At 69.5% G+C, this 15642-nt stretch carries 13 protein-coding genes and 2 pseudogenes; 4 read left to right on the forward strand and 11 right to left on the reverse strand.

Annotated features, from left to right (window positions below):
- Positions 1 to 150: 150 nt before the first annotated feature.
- Positions 151 to 1455, reverse strand: a complete 1305-nt coding sequence (locus tag ACIPK3_RS20860; RefSeq protein ID WP_402571661.1) for an MFS transporter — start codon at positions 1453 to 1455, stop codon at positions 151 to 153.
- Positions 1456 to 1517: 62 nt separating this feature from the next.
- Between ACIPK3_RS20860 and ACIPK3_RS20865 the strand changes: the two genes are divergently transcribed.
- Both ACIPK3_RS20865 and ACIPK3_RS20870 read left to right on the forward strand, forming a co-directional pair.
- Positions 1518 to 2486 (forward strand): LysR family transcriptional regulator, encoded by a 969-nt coding sequence (locus ACIPK3_RS20865; protein ID WP_402571662.1) that lies wholly within the window; start codon positions 1518 to 1520, stop codon positions 2484 to 2486.
- 176 nt (positions 2487 to 2662) lie between these two features.
- Complete coding sequence (locus ACIPK3_RS20870; RefSeq protein ID WP_402571664.1) at positions 2663 to 2947, forward strand: hypothetical protein; 285 nt, start codon at positions 2663 to 2665, stop codon at positions 2945 to 2947.
- A gap of 14 nt (positions 2948 to 2961) precedes the next feature.
- Here ACIPK3_RS20870 and ACIPK3_RS20875 read toward each other — a convergent pair.
- From ACIPK3_RS20875 to ACIPK3_RS20895, 5 genes and pseudogenes are all read right to left on the reverse strand, one after another.
- A pseudogene (locus ACIPK3_RS20875) lies at positions 2962 to 3209 on the reverse strand (rhomboid family intramembrane serine protease); the annotation flags it as partial.
- A 227-nt stretch (positions 3210 to 3436) separates the two neighbouring features.
- Positions 3437 to 3754, reverse strand: a complete 318-nt coding sequence (locus ACIPK3_RS20880) for a hypothetical protein (RefSeq protein ID WP_402571666.1) — start codon at positions 3752 to 3754, stop codon at positions 3437 to 3439.
- Between the two features lie 2 nt (positions 3755 to 3756).
- Complete coding sequence (locus ACIPK3_RS20885; RefSeq protein ID WP_402571668.1) at positions 3757 to 8412, reverse strand: RICIN domain-containing protein; 4656 nt, start codon at positions 8410 to 8412, stop codon at positions 3757 to 3759.
- A gap of 429 nt (positions 8413 to 8841) precedes the next feature.
- A pseudogene (locus ACIPK3_RS20890) lies at positions 8842 to 8997 on the reverse strand (transcriptional regulator NrdR); the annotation flags it as partial.
- 94 nt (positions 8998 to 9091) lie between these two features.
- Positions 9092 to 9856, reverse strand: a complete 765-nt coding sequence (locus tag ACIPK3_RS20895) for an alpha/beta hydrolase (RefSeq protein ID WP_402571670.1) — start codon at positions 9854 to 9856, stop codon at positions 9092 to 9094.
- A gap of 120 nt (positions 9857 to 9976) precedes the next feature.
- Between ACIPK3_RS20895 and ACIPK3_RS20900 the strand changes: the two genes are divergently transcribed.
- Together ACIPK3_RS20900 and ACIPK3_RS20905 are read left to right on the forward strand one after the other, a co-directional pair.
- Positions 9977 to 11140: an adenosine deaminase gene (locus ACIPK3_RS20900; protein WP_402571671.1), complete on the forward strand. Its 1164-nt coding sequence runs from the start codon at positions 9977 to 9979 to the stop codon at positions 11138 to 11140.
- Between the two features lie 139 nt (positions 11141 to 11279).
- Positions 11280 to 11633, forward strand: coding sequence for an ATP-binding protein (locus ACIPK3_RS20905; RefSeq protein WP_402571673.1), 354 nt, complete (start codon positions 11280 to 11282; stop codon positions 11631 to 11633).
- A 77-nt stretch (positions 11634 to 11710) separates the two neighbouring features.
- On the opposite strand, the gene ACIPK3_RS20910 is transcribed toward ACIPK3_RS20905, so the two are convergent.
- From ACIPK3_RS20910 to afsQ1, 5 genes are all read right to left on the reverse strand, one after another.
- Positions 11711 to 11935: a PspC domain-containing protein gene (locus ACIPK3_RS20910; protein WP_402571675.1), complete on the reverse strand. Its 225-nt coding sequence runs from the start codon at positions 11933 to 11935 to the stop codon at positions 11711 to 11713.
- Between the two features lie 106 nt (positions 11936 to 12041).
- On the reverse strand, positions 12042 to 12593 hold the full coding sequence (locus ACIPK3_RS20915; protein WP_402571677.1) for a VanZ family protein: 552 nt from the start codon (positions 12591 to 12593) through the stop codon (positions 12042 to 12044).
- Between the two features lie 78 nt (positions 12594 to 12671).
- A complete protein-coding gene (locus tag ACIPK3_RS20920) occupies positions 12672 to 13274 on the reverse strand; it encodes a hypothetical protein (protein ID WP_402571874.1) in 603 nt (200 codons plus the stop codon).
- A gap of 50 nt (positions 13275 to 13324) precedes the next feature.
- Positions 13325 to 14917, reverse strand: coding sequence for an ATP-binding protein (locus tag ACIPK3_RS20925; protein WP_402571679.1), 1593 nt, complete (start codon positions 14915 to 14917; stop codon positions 13325 to 13327).
- Positions 14914 to 15591 (reverse strand): two-component system response regulator AfsQ1, encoded by a 678-nt coding sequence (gene afsQ1, locus ACIPK3_RS20930; RefSeq protein WP_402571681.1) that lies wholly within the window; start codon positions 15589 to 15591, stop codon positions 14914 to 14916. Before afsQ1 ends, ACIPK3_RS20925 begins: the two co-directional genes overlap by 4 nt.
- Positions 15592 to 15642: the final 51 nt, after the last annotated feature.

Raw genomic sequence — 15642 nt, forward strand, 5'->3', positions numbered from 1 at the left:
CCACCCCTGCGGTCGTCCCCGCGAGACGCCTTCGCGTCCCACCACTTCGGAAGCTACCGCAGCCCACTGACAGCGGCCCCGGAGAAGGCGGAACGCGAAACCCGACGAACGGCGGGCGAGGAAGGACGAGGCCGAGGAGGAGGCGCGGCCTCAGTGCGCGGCGACCAGCTGCCGTCGCGCCGCCACCCGGGCCGCGCGGGTGCCGAACACCGTGATCGTCACGACACCGAGGACCGCCAGCATGCCCACGCAGACCGTCCCGGACCAGCCGCCCGCGTGGAAGGCCATCGCGCCGACCGTGCTGCCGACGCTGGAACCTATGTAGTACGAGGACTGGTAGAGGGCGGAGGCCTGGGCGCGGCCGGTCGTCGCGGTCTTGCTGACCGCCGAGGACGCCACCGCGTGACCCGCGAAGAAGCCCGCCGTGATCAGCACCAGGCCCAGCAGGACCAGCGGGAGGGAGTCGGCCAGGGAGAGCAGCAGACCCGCCGTCGTCGTACCGCCCGCGAGGTAGAGCGAGCCACGGCGGCCGAGTCGGCCGACCAGCCGTCCGGCCGTCGACGCCGACACCGTGCCCACCAGGTACACCAGGAAGATCGATCCGACGATGCCCTGCGGCAGCCCGAACGGCGCCTCCGTAAGGCGGTAGCCGATCACCGTGTACACGCCGCCGAACACCGTCATGAACAGCGCGCCGATCGCGTACAGGCGGCACAGCAACGGGTTGGAGAGGTGATCGCGGACCGTGCGGGCCAGCACGCGCGGGCGCAGCGAGCCCGCCGTGAAGTGCCGCGGCGCGGGCAGCAGCAGGCGGAAGGCCACCGCGCAGGCGACCGCGACCACGCCCATCACGCCGACGGCGATCCGCCAGCCCCACTCCTGTGCGACCCAGCCGGTGATCACCCGGCCGCTCATCCCGCCGACGCTGTTGCCCGCCACGAACAGGCCGATCGCCGTGATCAGGGCCTTCGGGCGGACCTCCTCGGCCAGGTAGGCCGTCGCCGACGCGGGGAGACCGGCCAGCGCCGCGCCCTGCACCGCCCGCAGCACCACCAGGGTGCCGAGCGACGGCGCGAAGGGGACCAGCAGTCCGACCGCCACCGCGACCGTCAGCGAGGCCGTCATCACCGTACGGCGGCCGAAGCGCTCCGACAGCGCGCTCATCGGCAGGACGAACAGCGCCAGACCGCCGGTGGCCGCCGCCACCGTCCAGCTCGCCTCGCTCGCCGTCACTCCGAACTCGCCGGAGATCAGCGGCAGCAGGGCCTGGGTGGAGTAAAGGAGGGCGAAGGTCGCGACTCCGGCGAGGAAGAGGGCGAGGCTCATCCGGCGGTAGCCGGGGTCGCCCGGTGACATCCGGGAGTCGGGAGCGGAGGGAGCCGAAGGAGCAGCGGGTGCGGATGCGGTCGTGACGGCGTCCGTTTGCGCGGACGCCCCGGTACTGGCGGGAGACATGCTTCGAAGCTACGTACGCGCCCCTCATCCGTCCAATGCACGGACTGGCCATAATCGTTCCCATGATGCATCAGCCGAGGCCAAAGGGACGCCTGTCACAGTCCGGTGACACAAGTGACGCGCAAGACACGGCACGGATGGTGCGGGTGCTCGCCCCGCGCCTCGCTCACTTCGCCGCCGTCGCCCGCACCGAGCACGTCACCCGGGCCGCGCAGGAGACGCAGGTGCCGCAGTCGACGCTGTCGCGGGCCATGGTCCGGCTGGAGCGGGACCTGGGGGTCGACCTGTTCGCCCGCCGTGGCCGAACCGTCTCCCTGACTCCGGCCGGCCGCACCTTCCTCACCTCGGTCGAGCGCGCGCTCGCCGAGATCGAGCGGGCCGCCGAGGAGGTACGTGCCGACGCCGACCCGGCCACCGGCAAGGTCGCCTTCGGCTTTCTGCACACGATGGGCGCGGAGACGGTGCCCGGACTGCTCCACGCCTTCCGGGCCGACCACCCGCGCGTCCGTTTCAGCCTCGTCCAGACCTACGGAGAGGCGATGCTCGACGGGCTGCGGACAGGGGAGTTGGACCTCTGTCTCACCTCTCCCGTCCCCGACGCCCCCGACCTGGTTGCCCGGCGCCTGGACGAGCAGAAGCTCCGCCTGGTCGTCCCGGCCGACCATCCGCTGTCCGGCCGCCGACGCATCCGCCTCGCCGAGGCCGCCGACGAAACCTTCGTCACCCTGGAGCCCGGCTACGGCCTGCGCCGCATCACCGACGACCTGTGCCGCGAGGCCGGCTTCAAGCCGAAGGTCGCCTTCGAGGGCGAGGAGGCCGAGACGCTGCGCGGTCTGGTCGCGGCGGGCCTCGGCGTCGCCCTGCTGCCCCCGCCGCCCTTTCCCCGCCCGGGGGTCGTGGAACTGACGGTCACGGCACCGCGGGCGGTACGGGAGATCGGCGTGGCATGGCTGGACGGCCACCCGGACACACCCCCGGTGGCCGCCTTCAAGAAGTTCCTGCTCGCCAAACGCGGGAAACTGCTCGCCTAAAGGGCTGTCCCGCAGCATGCCAGGAAGCCTCAGGGTCCTGGCGTGCTGCGGGTTGGCAGCGGGGCTGTAGGAACAGTTGAAGGTCCTGGTGACGGACTGGGCGCAGGTAGTTGGTGCTCAGGGAGCGGTTGGGCGAGTGCCGCCCGCTGATGGACATGTCCTTCCGAGAGATCCGCATGCCCCTCAGCGAGGTCGTCGTGGTACTGCAGGACCTGAACGAGTTCGTCGTCTCCCTCGACCGACTCGGATCCCGCCAGGCGTCCGCAACCGCCGACGAGTACACCGTCGGAAAATTCTTTGCCGACGGGGATGTCGCTCGGCGATTGACCCGTGCCCGACACGTCATCGGCGTCGCGCTGGATGCACAGCTGAGCGAGGAAGACAACGCCGAGATCGACGCCCTGTGCGACCAGGGCCGCTTCTACGGCGCCATCGCCCCCTTGAGTGACTGGACCAGCTGAGACAGCAAGTGCATCGGACCGAACCCGATCTCCCCGGTCGGCACCGCTGCGGCAGCTGATGATGGAGCAACTCTCTGGGTATCGCCGCGTACTGGTCCATGAAGGCGTGCAGACGGCACAGCCGGACCATCTCACCGCCGCCCGCGACGGTGTCGGCTATGCCGGGGGTCGACAGGAAGACCAACACGTTGGCGGCGATCAGCGCGTACGTCACCCAAGGGGTGCGGCTCACCGGCTTCACGTCATGGACGGGGATGACCACACTGGAGTACTGCCCGGATGCGGGATGTTAATCGGTGAGCCGCCCACCGGACAGGGCTGATGCTGCCGTCAGTCCTTTGTCGGAGGCAACCAGTCCATGCGGCATCTGCGGGTCGTCCACGGTGACGTCCACGACGCCGCCCCGCCGACGTACGGTTCGGCGGGGCGGCAACGCAATTGGTCGACCCTGAGTCGACGGCCCTCAGCTTGCAGCCGTATCCGACCCCTCTACCCCCTGAAGAACTCTTCCAGCAAGTCGAAAAGCACAGTGACCATCTGTTCGTCCTGTTCAGGAGTGAAGTATCTGATGTCCGGCAGTGAACCGTCGCAGTAAACCTCACAGAGTACGAGCAGCGGCCAGAAGAGCTCAGGCCGCCCCTTCTTGCGATGCAGTAGCCAGCTATGGAAATCCCTTAGCGTGTAGCGGCCAGATCCTGCCTCGTACCCCGAAAGGAACGCGCAGGTTCCTTCATAGGTTCGCTGCATCACATAGATACCGTGATGTTTTTTCAACTCAGGAAGGAATTCGCGAATGGATTCACCCATCGCTAGAATCCGAAGTCGATGTCATCCCAGTAGTCGAAGCGCCTCTTGAATTTCTCAATCTCGATCCCTTCTGTCGCCCATTGGTCGAAGACTTTACCGCCTCTGACCACCACAGTGTGATGAAACCAGCTCTCGCCGAGTTCTGCAGTGCCGGGGCCCAGGGGTCGATATGGACCCATGCTGAAATTCTTCCCACCCGGACCGTAGAAGGTGAAGATGTCGCCGCCGTTCTTGGCGGCTTCCTTGGCTGCCCACTCATCACAGCCCGCATTGTGAACCAGTACAGGCGTATCTCCCGCCAGCACATAGTAGGTGTGCAGGTCATCAACGGTGAGGTTGTAGGCGGAGTGAAGCTGGTGGTAGCGGTGGACGCCGACCACGGTGACGGTCTTGCCGCTGCTGGTGCGCAGGGTCTGGCCGGGGCCGAGGTCGCCTGCGTCGATCCAGCGGTGGGCGCTGGGTGACCAGAAGGGGTGGTGCTGTGTGGCGGTGATCTGTGCATTGCCGGCGTCGATCGTGATGTCGGCGAATTCGGTGTCGTCCGGCGTGTAGATGGTCTGGGTGACGGTGTGCTTTTCGGTTCGGCCACTTTCCGGATCGGTGGCAATGACCATGTCGTCGACCCGCAGGTCTTGGATCTGCCTGGCCGTTCCGTCGGCCATCAGCACGCGTGTGGTGCCAGGGAAGCTGTTGCGCATGCATGCCTTGGCAAAGAGATTTTTGACCTTGGCCACGATGCCGGCGAGTGCCTCCTTGGACAACGGGAGGGCGCGCAATGCCTTCCAGGCGTTCTCGAGACCGACTCCCTTTGCGGCCGCAGTGCTGAGGCCCTTCACTGCACGCGCGAGAGGGGCGAGGGCGGTTTCGACCGGGACGTATGTGGCGATACTCCAGGCGCAGGCGGTCTTGTTGCCGTGCCAGCACTTCAGCAGATCCGCGGCGAAGAACTCGAACAGGATTGCTCCGGCTGTGTCACCGAAGAGGCTCTGCCATCCGGCCCTGACGATTTCCTCGCCGGAGAAGTGGTGCTCCCAGCCGTCGATCTTGACGTCCTTCAGCGTCGCGCGCTGGAGGAACTGCCACGCCGATTTCGGGCACCCGGCCGCGGTGGCCTGGGCCTCGTCATCGGTGCACAGGTAGAAGTCGGCCTCGTAGGTGACGACGAGGTTGTACTTCGCGTCGCAGCCGTTGAAGGCTGCTTCCGGCATTCCCGGGCACTTGCCGATCTGCTGGGAACTGACGATCTCAACGGTGGACTCGTCCGGGACGGAGAACACACCGGGGATGCCGGTGCCGTCCCCCTGGGATGCTGCCTTGTTGGCCTCCGCGGTCTCGGTCTCCGTGGCGGCCTGTTGGGCTTGCTTGGCGTATTTGTCGGCGTCCTTGGCGGCTTGTTCGGCTTCGGTTGCTGCGGCGTCGGCGCGGGTGGCGGCGGCGCGGGCGTCCTTGGCGTCCTGTTCGGCCTGGGAGGCTGCGGCGCGGGCGGCTTGGGCGTCGAGTTCGGCCTGGTCGGCGGAGGCGCGGGCCTGGGTGGCGTAGCCTTCGGCGTTTCCGGCTGCCTTGTCGGCGGCTGCTGCGTCTTCGGTGGCCTGCTGGTCGTACTCGATGGTGCGGGCCAGTGAGGCGGATGCCTTGGAGGCTGCGGTTGCGGCGTCGGCGGCGTAGCCGAGGGCTTCCTTGGAGTAGGTGCGGGCGTCGGCGGCGTACTGGGCGGCGTTCGCCGCGTGCTGGTAGGCCTCCTTGGCATCACCTTGTGCCTGGTCGGCGAGGTTCTTGGCGGCCTGTGCCTCGGCGTTGGCGTTCTTGGCGTGGGCGTCGGCGACGGCCAGCTGCTGGTCGGCGATGGACTTGGACGCCTGTCCGGTCAGCACGACCAGGCCGGCGGCGGAGTCCGTGTCGACGTAGGGAGAACCGAGCTGGATGGCGTCGTTGGCCGGAGCCGCGACCTGCTCGGCGGCCTTGCCCGCGTCGACGGCCGCCTGTGCGGTGACGTGCGCGAAACCGGCGGCCTTCGCGGACGCGGCCAGCGCCTTGGTGGCTTCTGCCTGGGCTGCGTTGGCCTGGGTCCTGGCGTTCTTGGCCTGCTGCTCGGCTTCGTCGGCGAGCTTGACGGCGGCGTTGGCTTCGGTGGAGGCGTCCTGGGATGCCTTGATGGCGTCGGCGACCGCGGCTGTCGCGGTCCGTACCGCGGCGTCGGCCTTCAGCTTGTCGGCCTGGGCTGCGTCGGATGCGGCGCGGGCGCGCTTGGCCGCGGCTTCGGCGCGGGTGGCTGCCGCGTCGGCCTCGGCCGCGGCCTGGGTGGCGGCATCCGCCTCGGAACGCGCCTTGCCCGCCGCGGTCTCCGCGTCGTCGGCGGCCTTGTCCGCGTCGTTCGCTGCCGCACGGGCGGCGTCGGCGCCGTCGTGGGAGTCCAGGGAGTCGGCGTAGGCGGTCTTGGCGTCGGCCTTGGCCCGTTTGGCGTCGGCCTTCTGCTTGGCGTCCCAGGCGTCGTCGCGCATGTCGCGGGCGTGGTTGCTGGCCTTGACCGCGTCGTCGCGCCGGTCCTGGGCGGTCTTCTCCGCCGATTCGGCGCGGCCCTTGGCCTCACTGGCCTTGGTGGCCTCGGCCTGTGCGTTGGTCTTGTGCTGGGCGGCCTCGGCCTGCTTGGCGGCGGCCGTCTCCATCTCGGACTTGGCCGTCAGTGCCTCGGCCTCCGCGGTCAGGCGCTTGGCGTGCGCGTCGGCGGCGGCCGCCTTCGCGTCGCCTTCGGCCTTCAGCGCGTCGGCCAGTTTGCTCTCGGCGAGCTCCTTGGCCTTCTTCGCGTTGTCCCGGTGCACCTTCGCGGCGTCGGCCGCGGACTTCGCCTGCCACTCCGCCGCCTCGGCCGCCTTCTTGCGGAATTCCGCGTTCGACTGCGCCGCCTGCGCGAGCGCACGCTGCACGATGGTCGCGCTGTCCCCGGCCGAGGCGCGGGTCGCGGCCTCCGCAGTCTCACCGGCCTTCACCAGCGCCTGAAGCGCGGCAGCCGCGCCCTTGGTGACCTGGTCCTTCTGCAAGCCGACCAGCAGACCACGTCCCCGCGGCGCGCCGTTGGTGTCCGCGATGGTGTAGGAGGTCCGGAGCGCGGTGTCCGAGTCGGTCGAGGCCTTCTGCGCGGTGGTCAGCTGCGCCTTGATCCCGGCGAGCTGTCTCTTCGCCTCTGCCTGCGCTGCGGTGATGGCCGACTTGGCCTTGTCCACGTCGGCCTTCGCCGGTGCACTGCCGGTATGCGTCTTGGCGACGACCCGGAACTTCTGCGCGCTGGAGCCGTTGCACGCCGACAGCACCGCATCCTTGCTGTTGTCGAAGCCGGGAAGATGCAGGCACTTGCCCGACGCCACGTTGCGCAGTGTGCCGGGGCTACGGACGTCGAACGCCCAGAACTGGGCCTTGCTGGTGGCGCAGTCCCGGATCTGGATCTTCGCTCCGTCGGCACCGCTCGCGCCCGCAACGTCCAGGCACTTCATGGTCGAATTGGGGTTCATGAGGCGGTAGCCGCCGTTCTCCGAACCCCACAGCTGCCACTTCTGGGCAGCCCCGGCGTTGCAGGTGTAGACCTGCACCGGCGTGCCGTTCGTCTTGCCGCCGCCCGCGACGTCCAGGCACTTGCCCGCGGCCCCCGGCACCTGGATCTCCAGCTGGCCGTCGCCGATCCAGTTGAAGCCGCCCTCGGTGTAGTGGTCCAGCCAGTGGGTCGAGTAGTCCGCGATCCATGACTGTCCCAGCAGCTGGCCCAGCGCGAACGCACCGTCCCGCAAGGACTTGTTCGCGGTATTGCTGGCAGCAAGGATCTGGTTGCGCTGGGTGGCCTGCGAGGTGATCTCCTGCTGCCACTCGGCGGACGCCTGCGCCACCTCCTTGCCCAGCACACGGTCGGGGTCGATCGGGTTGTGCCATGCGCACGAGGCGAAGCGGGACTTCAAGTCCTCGACCGCGATGCGGAACTCCGGAGTGTCCGGCGCCGGCACGGTCTTGGCGAAGCCCCCGGAAGCGAGGAAGATGCGGGCGTCGTCAGCGAACACCCGCGGGACGAAGATCTGGTTCGGGACGATGTCGCCGGAGTTCTTCTTCCACAGCTTCCAGGCCTCCTGCTCCTGACTCGTCCCCCCGCTGGTGTACAGCGGGTCACCGATCGCGAGGGCGGCTTTCTTCGTCTTGTCGTCCGCCTGCGGTGACGGGTCGTAGAACGGCGACATCAAGTCGACGGACTTGAAGTACGACTGATAGAGCCACGGGAGCAGCCCCGTCTTGTCGAAGAAGTTCTCCTTCTCGGACGCGCCCGGGACGCCGCCGCCCAAGCCGGTGACGGCTTTGCTCCACGACTGACGGGCGTCCTCGGTCTTTTTCACCCAGGTGTCGGAGTCGTCGTCGTCCTTCTGCCACGCCTGGGCGTACGCACCGGTGCCCCAGGTGCGGTCCGCCTTCTGGTGCAACTGGTCCGCCGGCAGCGGCAGGGAGGTGTTGGCCAGGTCGTACTGGTTCGGGCCGCCCCTGCGCAGACCATCGGCCATCAGGCACTGGTCGAAGCGCAGTTGCTCGGCGCCCTTGGCGTCGAACCCGTCGTAGGAGTCGGCGGCCGGACTGGTGTGCGGATCCTGGCTGACAGCCGAAGCCGGCTGAACCGCCAGGCCGGCCAGCATCGCCAACGCGACGGCAGAGGTCGTCAGGAGTCCGGAACCCCGTGATCTGGGCAGGCGAAACCATGATGTGGAACGCAATGCGGCACCCTTGTCTTCGTCAAGAGGATTGCGTGCCGGGAGAACAGTGAAGAACGAGTCGATGCCTAACGGCTGGAACGCCCGAGCGGCAGGTACTGAGGCATGACAATGCCAACTCTCCCCGTGAGCGACTGTTTCCCCCGGTCGCTGATTGAAGTGCAGTGACCGGAGTGGTCATGGTCCGGTCATGCCCGAACATCATATGGACATGTAATGCACACGTAGACACCTTATTTGAGCGCCGAGTTGGCGCACGTGAACCGCCCGGACGACGCGAGGGGCCCGGACCGTACCTCGGTCCGAGCCCCTCGCCTGCGCCGGGGTGTCACCGTGTGACCAGCTCCCGCATCTCCCGGACCGCTTGACCGCCATCAGCGAGCATGGCTCCACAGTCGTGAAACGACGGGAGCAGCCGGGGCACTGGCGGCGCCTGCGGATCGACGTGCCGTCGTCGGTCGTACGACTGTCGACCACACGCCTGTCGGGACGGCACCGGCCGGCCCTCAATCGTCAGGACCAGGTGGTAGCGACCCGGCTCGCTCATGCACCCAAGACCTGTCGTTCCGATCTCACCGCGGACGCAGGGCCGGCATGCCCCCTCTCAGACCCGGTGCAGTGACCGTCCGAACCCCACGGCCAGTGGCATCCGCAGGCCGAGGGGCGGGGGTGCGGCCAGCGCGTCCAGCACCGGGCGGGACAGCGGGTGCCCGAACAGCGCGCCCATCGCGAAGTCCGAGGCGAGCGCGTGGACTTCGGCCCGGTACTGGTGCAGCGCGTGCCCGTCGGTGTGCACCTCGAACCGGCACACGTCGCGGTTCGCCTTCTTCGCCCGCGTCGCCAGCCGGAAGGAGAGTTCGGGGTCGGTCCGCTCATCGTTGGTGCCGTGCACGATCAGCACCCGGCGTCCGGCCAGCTGCTTCACGGGCTCCGGCGGGGCGGCGACATCGTCCTCCGGCAGCCAGGGGGCCAGCGCCACCACGGAGTTGACCGCCTCGTGCCCGCTCGCCCGCAGCGCAGCCCGGCCGCCCATCCCCATGCCGACGAGGCAGACGGGCACGTCGCCGTAGCGCCGTACGATCTCGTCCACCGCCCAGGACGCGTCCTGGGCCGGATGGGCCGCGTTGCCGTTCCAGCCGCGGTAGCGGTAGTGGACGACGTGCGCGGCCAGCCCCTCGTCACGTCCCGCGCGGACGAGTGTCCGGCCGAGCCCGCGTACGGAGGCTGTCGCCCAAACGGAGGACGGCCTGCGGGCCGATTCCTCCTCACCACCGGGGAGCAGCACGACTGCTCCGCCGACCGCCGTCGGCTCCCGGCCGACTGCCCTTCCCAGCCTGGCCGTTCGCACCGGCGCCGAATGCTCTGCCATGACAGAACATTCTCAGAAGTGCGGGTGTACGCGACCCGTCCGTGCGGTCACCGTTGCGTATCGACGGATCAGTCGGCGGATTACCCAGCCGTCTACGCGCGTAGGCGTTAGAGTGCGAAAATGACGAGCCAGACTGCCCAGATGGGGAACGTCCCGACCCAGGATCAGATCCGGCGGGCGCCCAAGGTGCTGCTGCACGATCATCTCGACGGCGGACTCCGCCCCGGGACCATCGTCGAACTCGCCCGCGACGCGGGCTACTCCCAGCTTCCCGAGAACGATCCCGACAGGCTCGGCGCCTGGTTCCGCGAGGCCGCCGACTCCGGCTCACTGGAGCGGTACCTGGAGACCTTCTCGCACACGGTCGGCGTGATGCAGACCCGCGAGGCGCTCGTCCGGGTCGCCCGCGAGTGCGCCGAGGACCTCGCCGAGGACGGTGTCGTCTACGCCGAGGTGCGCTACGCCCCCGAACAGCACCTGGAGGGCGGCCTCAGCCTCGAAGAGGTTGTCGAGGCCGTCAACGAGGGCTTCCGGCAGGGGGAACAGGCGGCCCGCGAGAACGGCCACCGCATCCGCGTCGGCGCCCTGCTCACCGCCATGCGGCACGCCGCCCGCGCCCTGGAGATCGCCGAACTCGCCAACCGCTACCGCGACCTCGGCGTGGCCGGATTCGACATCGCGGGCGCCGAGGCCGGGTACCCGCCCACCCGGCACCTCGACGCGTTCGAGTACCTCAAGCGGGAGAACAACCACTTCACCATCCACGCCGGGGAGGCCTTCGGGCTGCCGTCCATCTGGCAGGCGCTGCAGTGGTGCGGTGCGGACCGGCTCGGGCACGGGGTGCGTATCATCGACGACATCCAGGTCCACGAGGACGGCTCGGTGAAACTCGGCCGCCTCGCGTCGTATGTGCGGGACAAGCGGATCCCGCTGGAGATGTGCCCCAGCTCGAACCTCCAGACCGGGGCCGCCGCCTCGTACGCCGAACACCCCATCGGTCTGCTGCGTCGGCTGCACTTCCGGACCACCGTCAACACGGACAACCGTCTGATGTCCCACACCAGCATGAGCCGGGAATTCGAGCACCTCGTCGAGGCATTCGGATACACGCTCGACGACATGCAGTGGTTCTCCGTCAATGCGATGAAATCAGCGTTCATTCCTTTCGATGAACGACTGGCCATGATCAATGACGTGATCAAGCCCGGATATGCCGAGCTGAAATCCGAATGGCTGTTCCGGCAGACCGCCTCAAGCAGCGGTTCTGTCGACTCCGAGGGGTGAATCGAGGCGGCAGCTTACACGAATTGCGGACGGGTCCCGGAATTCGTCCGCTGTTCGGTGTTTGCGGTGGGCGGCCCGGCGTGTTTATGTCGGCTGGTCCCCGTTCCCGCAGTTCCCGCATTTCAAGGACCCATTCACCATGAAGCAGTCTGCTGCAAAGACCCTCGGCGTCGCCGCCCTCGGTGCCGCCTTCGCCGCCGTCGGCGCGGGCGCCGCGAACGCGGCCCCGGCCGCCCCGGACGCCACCCACGCCCTGGACTCCGTCACCAGGACGCTGCCGGCCGAGGGAGTCGTCAAGACGCTGCCCGGAGCCGGTGAGGCGCTCGGCCAGGGGCAGGCCGTGGCCGGCACCAGCCTGGCCGCCGTGCAGCCGATCGCCGAGAGGACGCTCACGAACGGCCCGACCGCTCCCGTCAGCGGTCTGCTCGGCGGACTGCCGCTCAAGGGACTGCCCACGCACGGCCTGCCGGTGAACGGGATTCCCCTCGGCTGATCCCCCGGCCCCCACACGCCGTTGGGGCGCCCCCGAGTACCGGGAGCGCCCCAACGGCGTTCGTGCACCCGCGTGGATCACCAGGCAGTTCGGGTCTTGTCCGCCGCGCTCCGCCCCGCCTTCGCCTCCGCCGGGAACAGGATCCACAGGGCTATGTACAGCAGGAACTGCGGGCCCGGCAGCAGACAGGACACCAGGAAGATCACCCGCATCGTCGTCGCGGAGGTGCCGAAGCGCCGTGCCAGCGCGGCGCAGACTCCGCCGATCATGCGGCCGTGGGTGGGGCGGACGAGGGCGGACATGGCGGCTCCTTGATGGGCGTCGGTGCGACGGTGCTTCGGGGGCCGCCGGTCCGGCCGCCCCGCACGACAACCACGCTACGCAACCGAAGGGGCGCCGGGCGTCACCCTACGGAGCGATGCCGACCCTGGGAATCGTCGGGGTGCGCCCCTGAAGGGCGTCCTCCCGAAGGGCTGCCGCGCGGTGGCCGCGCTCACCCCTGCGGCGGAGCCAGGAACGGCCCGCGGGCACGAACGCGAGATGCGTCAACGCCACACCCATGGTGTTCAGCAGCACCGAGTCCACATCCACGACCCGGCCCGGCACACCCGTCTGCAGCAGGGCGATCACCAGCGAGAGCAGCGCGCCCGCGGCCGCCGTACGGATCAGCGAGGCGAGCGGGGAGACGGCGAGCCTGCCGTGGGCCATGGGCAGCAGCACGCCCAGCGGCGCCAGCAGCCCGAGCCCCTCGCCGATCCGCCGGACCGCCTGCGGCCACCCGAGCGCCAGATCGGCCCGGATGCCGGCGAGCGGACGCAGATTGGCGGGCATCACCCAGGGCACGTCCAGCGGCCGCAGCATGAGCCAGGCGACGAGCGCGAGATGTGCGACGAGGAGGACGCCTCCTGTCGCACGGATGAGGGTCGCGGCACTGCCGCCGATGGAGCCTTCACGCTGCACGCCACCCAAGACGCGCCCGCGTACACGATCGGTTCCGGATCCGTCACGCGGGCGTGCACCCGTAACACTCGGGGTACGTCAGCCCGCCGGCACCTCGGCCGACGGCGGCTGCGCGCTGCCCGGCCGGGACCGTACGTCGTCGGTGCACTCGTAGCGCCGCAGCGGTTCCTCGCCCGGTCCGCCGAGGATCACCGAGCCGTCGCCCTCGGCCGCCGCCGAGTCGGAGAACGTGCAGACGATCTGGGCGAGGGCGTTCGCGCTGAGCCGGTCCGGCGCCTCGCTCAGCCGCAGAGTGTCCTCGGGGTCCTTGGCCCGCGGCCCGCTCACGCTCGTACCGCCGTGCACGTACGTCGTGTACCCCGCGTCCTTCTCGTCGGCGGACGGCGACTCGGCGAGCTGGTCCAGCAGCCCCTGCGCCACGATCATCCGCCGCTTCGCGTCCGGCGTGCCGTCCGGCACGCGCACCGAGCGGTCCACGGTCACCAGCGAGGCATGGCAGAGCAGGAAGACCTGCACCGGCACGCCCTGCGGGGACTGTGCCGCCGGGTTGTGGCCGGTCAGCGAGCACGGCATCCGCGACGGTGCCGCGCCGAAGTCGGTGGGCACCTCGGTGGCCCGGATACCGCATCCTGCGAGCAGCACGGCGAGCAGCGGGAGCGCCAGGGCACGTTTCGAAAGCAGCGTCGTCCGCCCGGAGGACGGGTTGACCCGCCCCAGCAGGTGCCGCGCGTTCACGACACCCCGTCCATGGACCCGGGGCCGCCGGCAGGACCGCCGTCGTTCCCGTCGCCGTCGTGTTCCTCCGTGAGACGCGAGGCGTCCCTCGGCAGTCGCAGTGTGAACACCGCACCGCCCTCCGGCGAGTTGGCGGCGCTGATCCCGCCACCGTGGATGCCCGCGTTCTCCATGGCGATGGAGAGACCGAGGCCGCTGCCCTCGGAACGCGGCCGGGAGGCACTCGCCTTGTAGAAGCGGTCGAACACGTGCGGCAGAACGTCCTCGGGGATGCCCGGGCCGTGGTCGCGCACCGCGATCACCAGGTCGTCGCCGTCGATACGCACCGACACCCGCACCGGCGAGCCGCCGTGCTTCAGCGCGTTGCCGATCAGGTTGGCGAGGATGACATCGAGGCGGCGCGGGTCGAGACGCGAGTGGATGCCGCGCTCGGCGTCCAGCTCGACCGCGTCCAGCCAGGCACGGGCGTCGATGCAGGCGGTGATCTGGTCGGCGATGTCGACGTCGTCCAGCACCAGCCGGGCGGTGCCCGCGTCGAAGCGGGTGACCTCCATCAGGTTCTCGACCAGGTTGTTCAGCCGCCGGGTCTCACTCACCACCAGCCGCACGGCGGGCTCGATCATCGGATCCACGGTCCCGGCCTCCGCGTCCAGCTCCTCCTCCAGCACCTCCGTGACGGCGGTGATGGCGGTGAGCGGTGTACGCAGCTCGTGCGACATGTCGGCGACGAACCGCCGGGACGCCTCGTCCCGCGCGGCCATGTCGGCCACCCGCTTCTCCAGCGCCTCCGCCGCGTTGTTGAACGTCCGCGACAGATCGGCGAGTTCGTCGGTGCCCGAGACCCGCAGCCGGGTGTCCAGCTTGCCCTCGCCGAGCCGCCGGGCGGCCACCCCGAGCCGGTGCACCGGCTTCAGCACGGTGGTCGCGGCGGCCTGCGCGAGCAGCGCGGCGCCGATCAGCGCGAGTCCGGTGGCGATGCCCAGCGACCAGGCCAGCGAGTTGAGGTCCTTGGCCTCCGGCTCCAGCGACTTCATGAGGTAGCCCGTCGGGCCACCGCCGATCAGCCGGGTGCCGGCCACCAGGTACGGCGTGCCGCGGTCGTCGATCCGCTGCCAGTACAGGTGGTACGGCGTTCCGCCGGCGCCGCTCACCTTCTGCTGCTTGTTCACCGCGGCGCGCAGCGAACCGGGCACGTCCTCCAGGGCGAAGCCGCTCAGGCCACCGGAACTGCCGTACGCGGTCTTGCCGTTCGTGTCCTCCGAGACCAGCAGCACGCTGAAGCGCTGGCTGCTGCTCGCCATCTGGCCGGCGGTGCGCTGGAGTTCGTCCTGGCTGGGGTGCACGGGCAGGGCGCCCGCGCGGTTCTGCATCTCCTGCTGGAAGTCGCGCAGCACCGCGTCCTGGGCGCGGGTGAGCACGGCCTCCCGGTTGAGCCAGTAGGCGATCCCCGACGCCGACACGGCCGCCGTCAGCGCCACCAGCCCGAAGACCACGACCAGCCGCAGCCGCAGACTGGTGAAGCGCAGCCGGGACAGAACTCCCTTGCGCCTCGCGGCCCAGCCGCGCAGCCCCCCTCGCGCGTCCGTCACTGAGGCGCGTCCAGGCGGTAACCGACACCGCGCACGGTACGGATCAGCGTCGGGGACGACGGCACGTCCTCGACCTTGGCGCGCAGCCGCTGCACACACGCGTCCACCAGCCGCGAGTCACCCAGGTAGTCGTGCTCCCAGACCAGCCGCAGCAGCTGCTGCCGGGAGAGCGCCTGGCCGGGCCGCCGGCTCAGTTCGAGGAGCAGCCGCAGCTCGGTCGGCGTCAGCTGGAGATCCTCGCCGTTCTTGGTGACGGTCATCGCGGAACGGTCGATGACGAGGCCGCCGAAGCTCGCGGAGTCGGTCGACTCCCGCTCCCCGCGCCGCAGCACGGCCCGGATACGGGCATCCAGCACGCGGCCCTGCACGGGCTTGACCACGTAGTCGTCGGCGCCGGACTCCAGCCCCACCACCACGTCGATGTCGTCGTTGCGCGCGGTCAGCAGGATGATCGGCAGCTGGTCCGTGCGCCGGATGCGCCGGCACACCTCGAAACCGTCGATGCCGGGAAGCATCACGTCCAGCACGATCAGGTCCGGCCGTTGCTCACGCAGCAGCTTCAGGCCGTCCTCGCCGGTGGCAGCGGTGGCAACCCGGTGGCCCTGGCGCGTAAGAGACAGCTCCAGGGCCGTACGGATGGCGTCGTCGTCCTCGATCAGCAACAGGGAAGGCACGGGCTCATTCTGGCCCATGAACGGCCTCTCGTACGACCCGTGAGGCCGCGG

Source organism: Streptomyces sp. NPDC086787 (assembly GCF_044745865.1).
Taxonomy (GTDB): Bacteria; Actinomycetota; Actinomycetes; order Streptomycetales; family Streptomycetaceae; genus Streptomyces.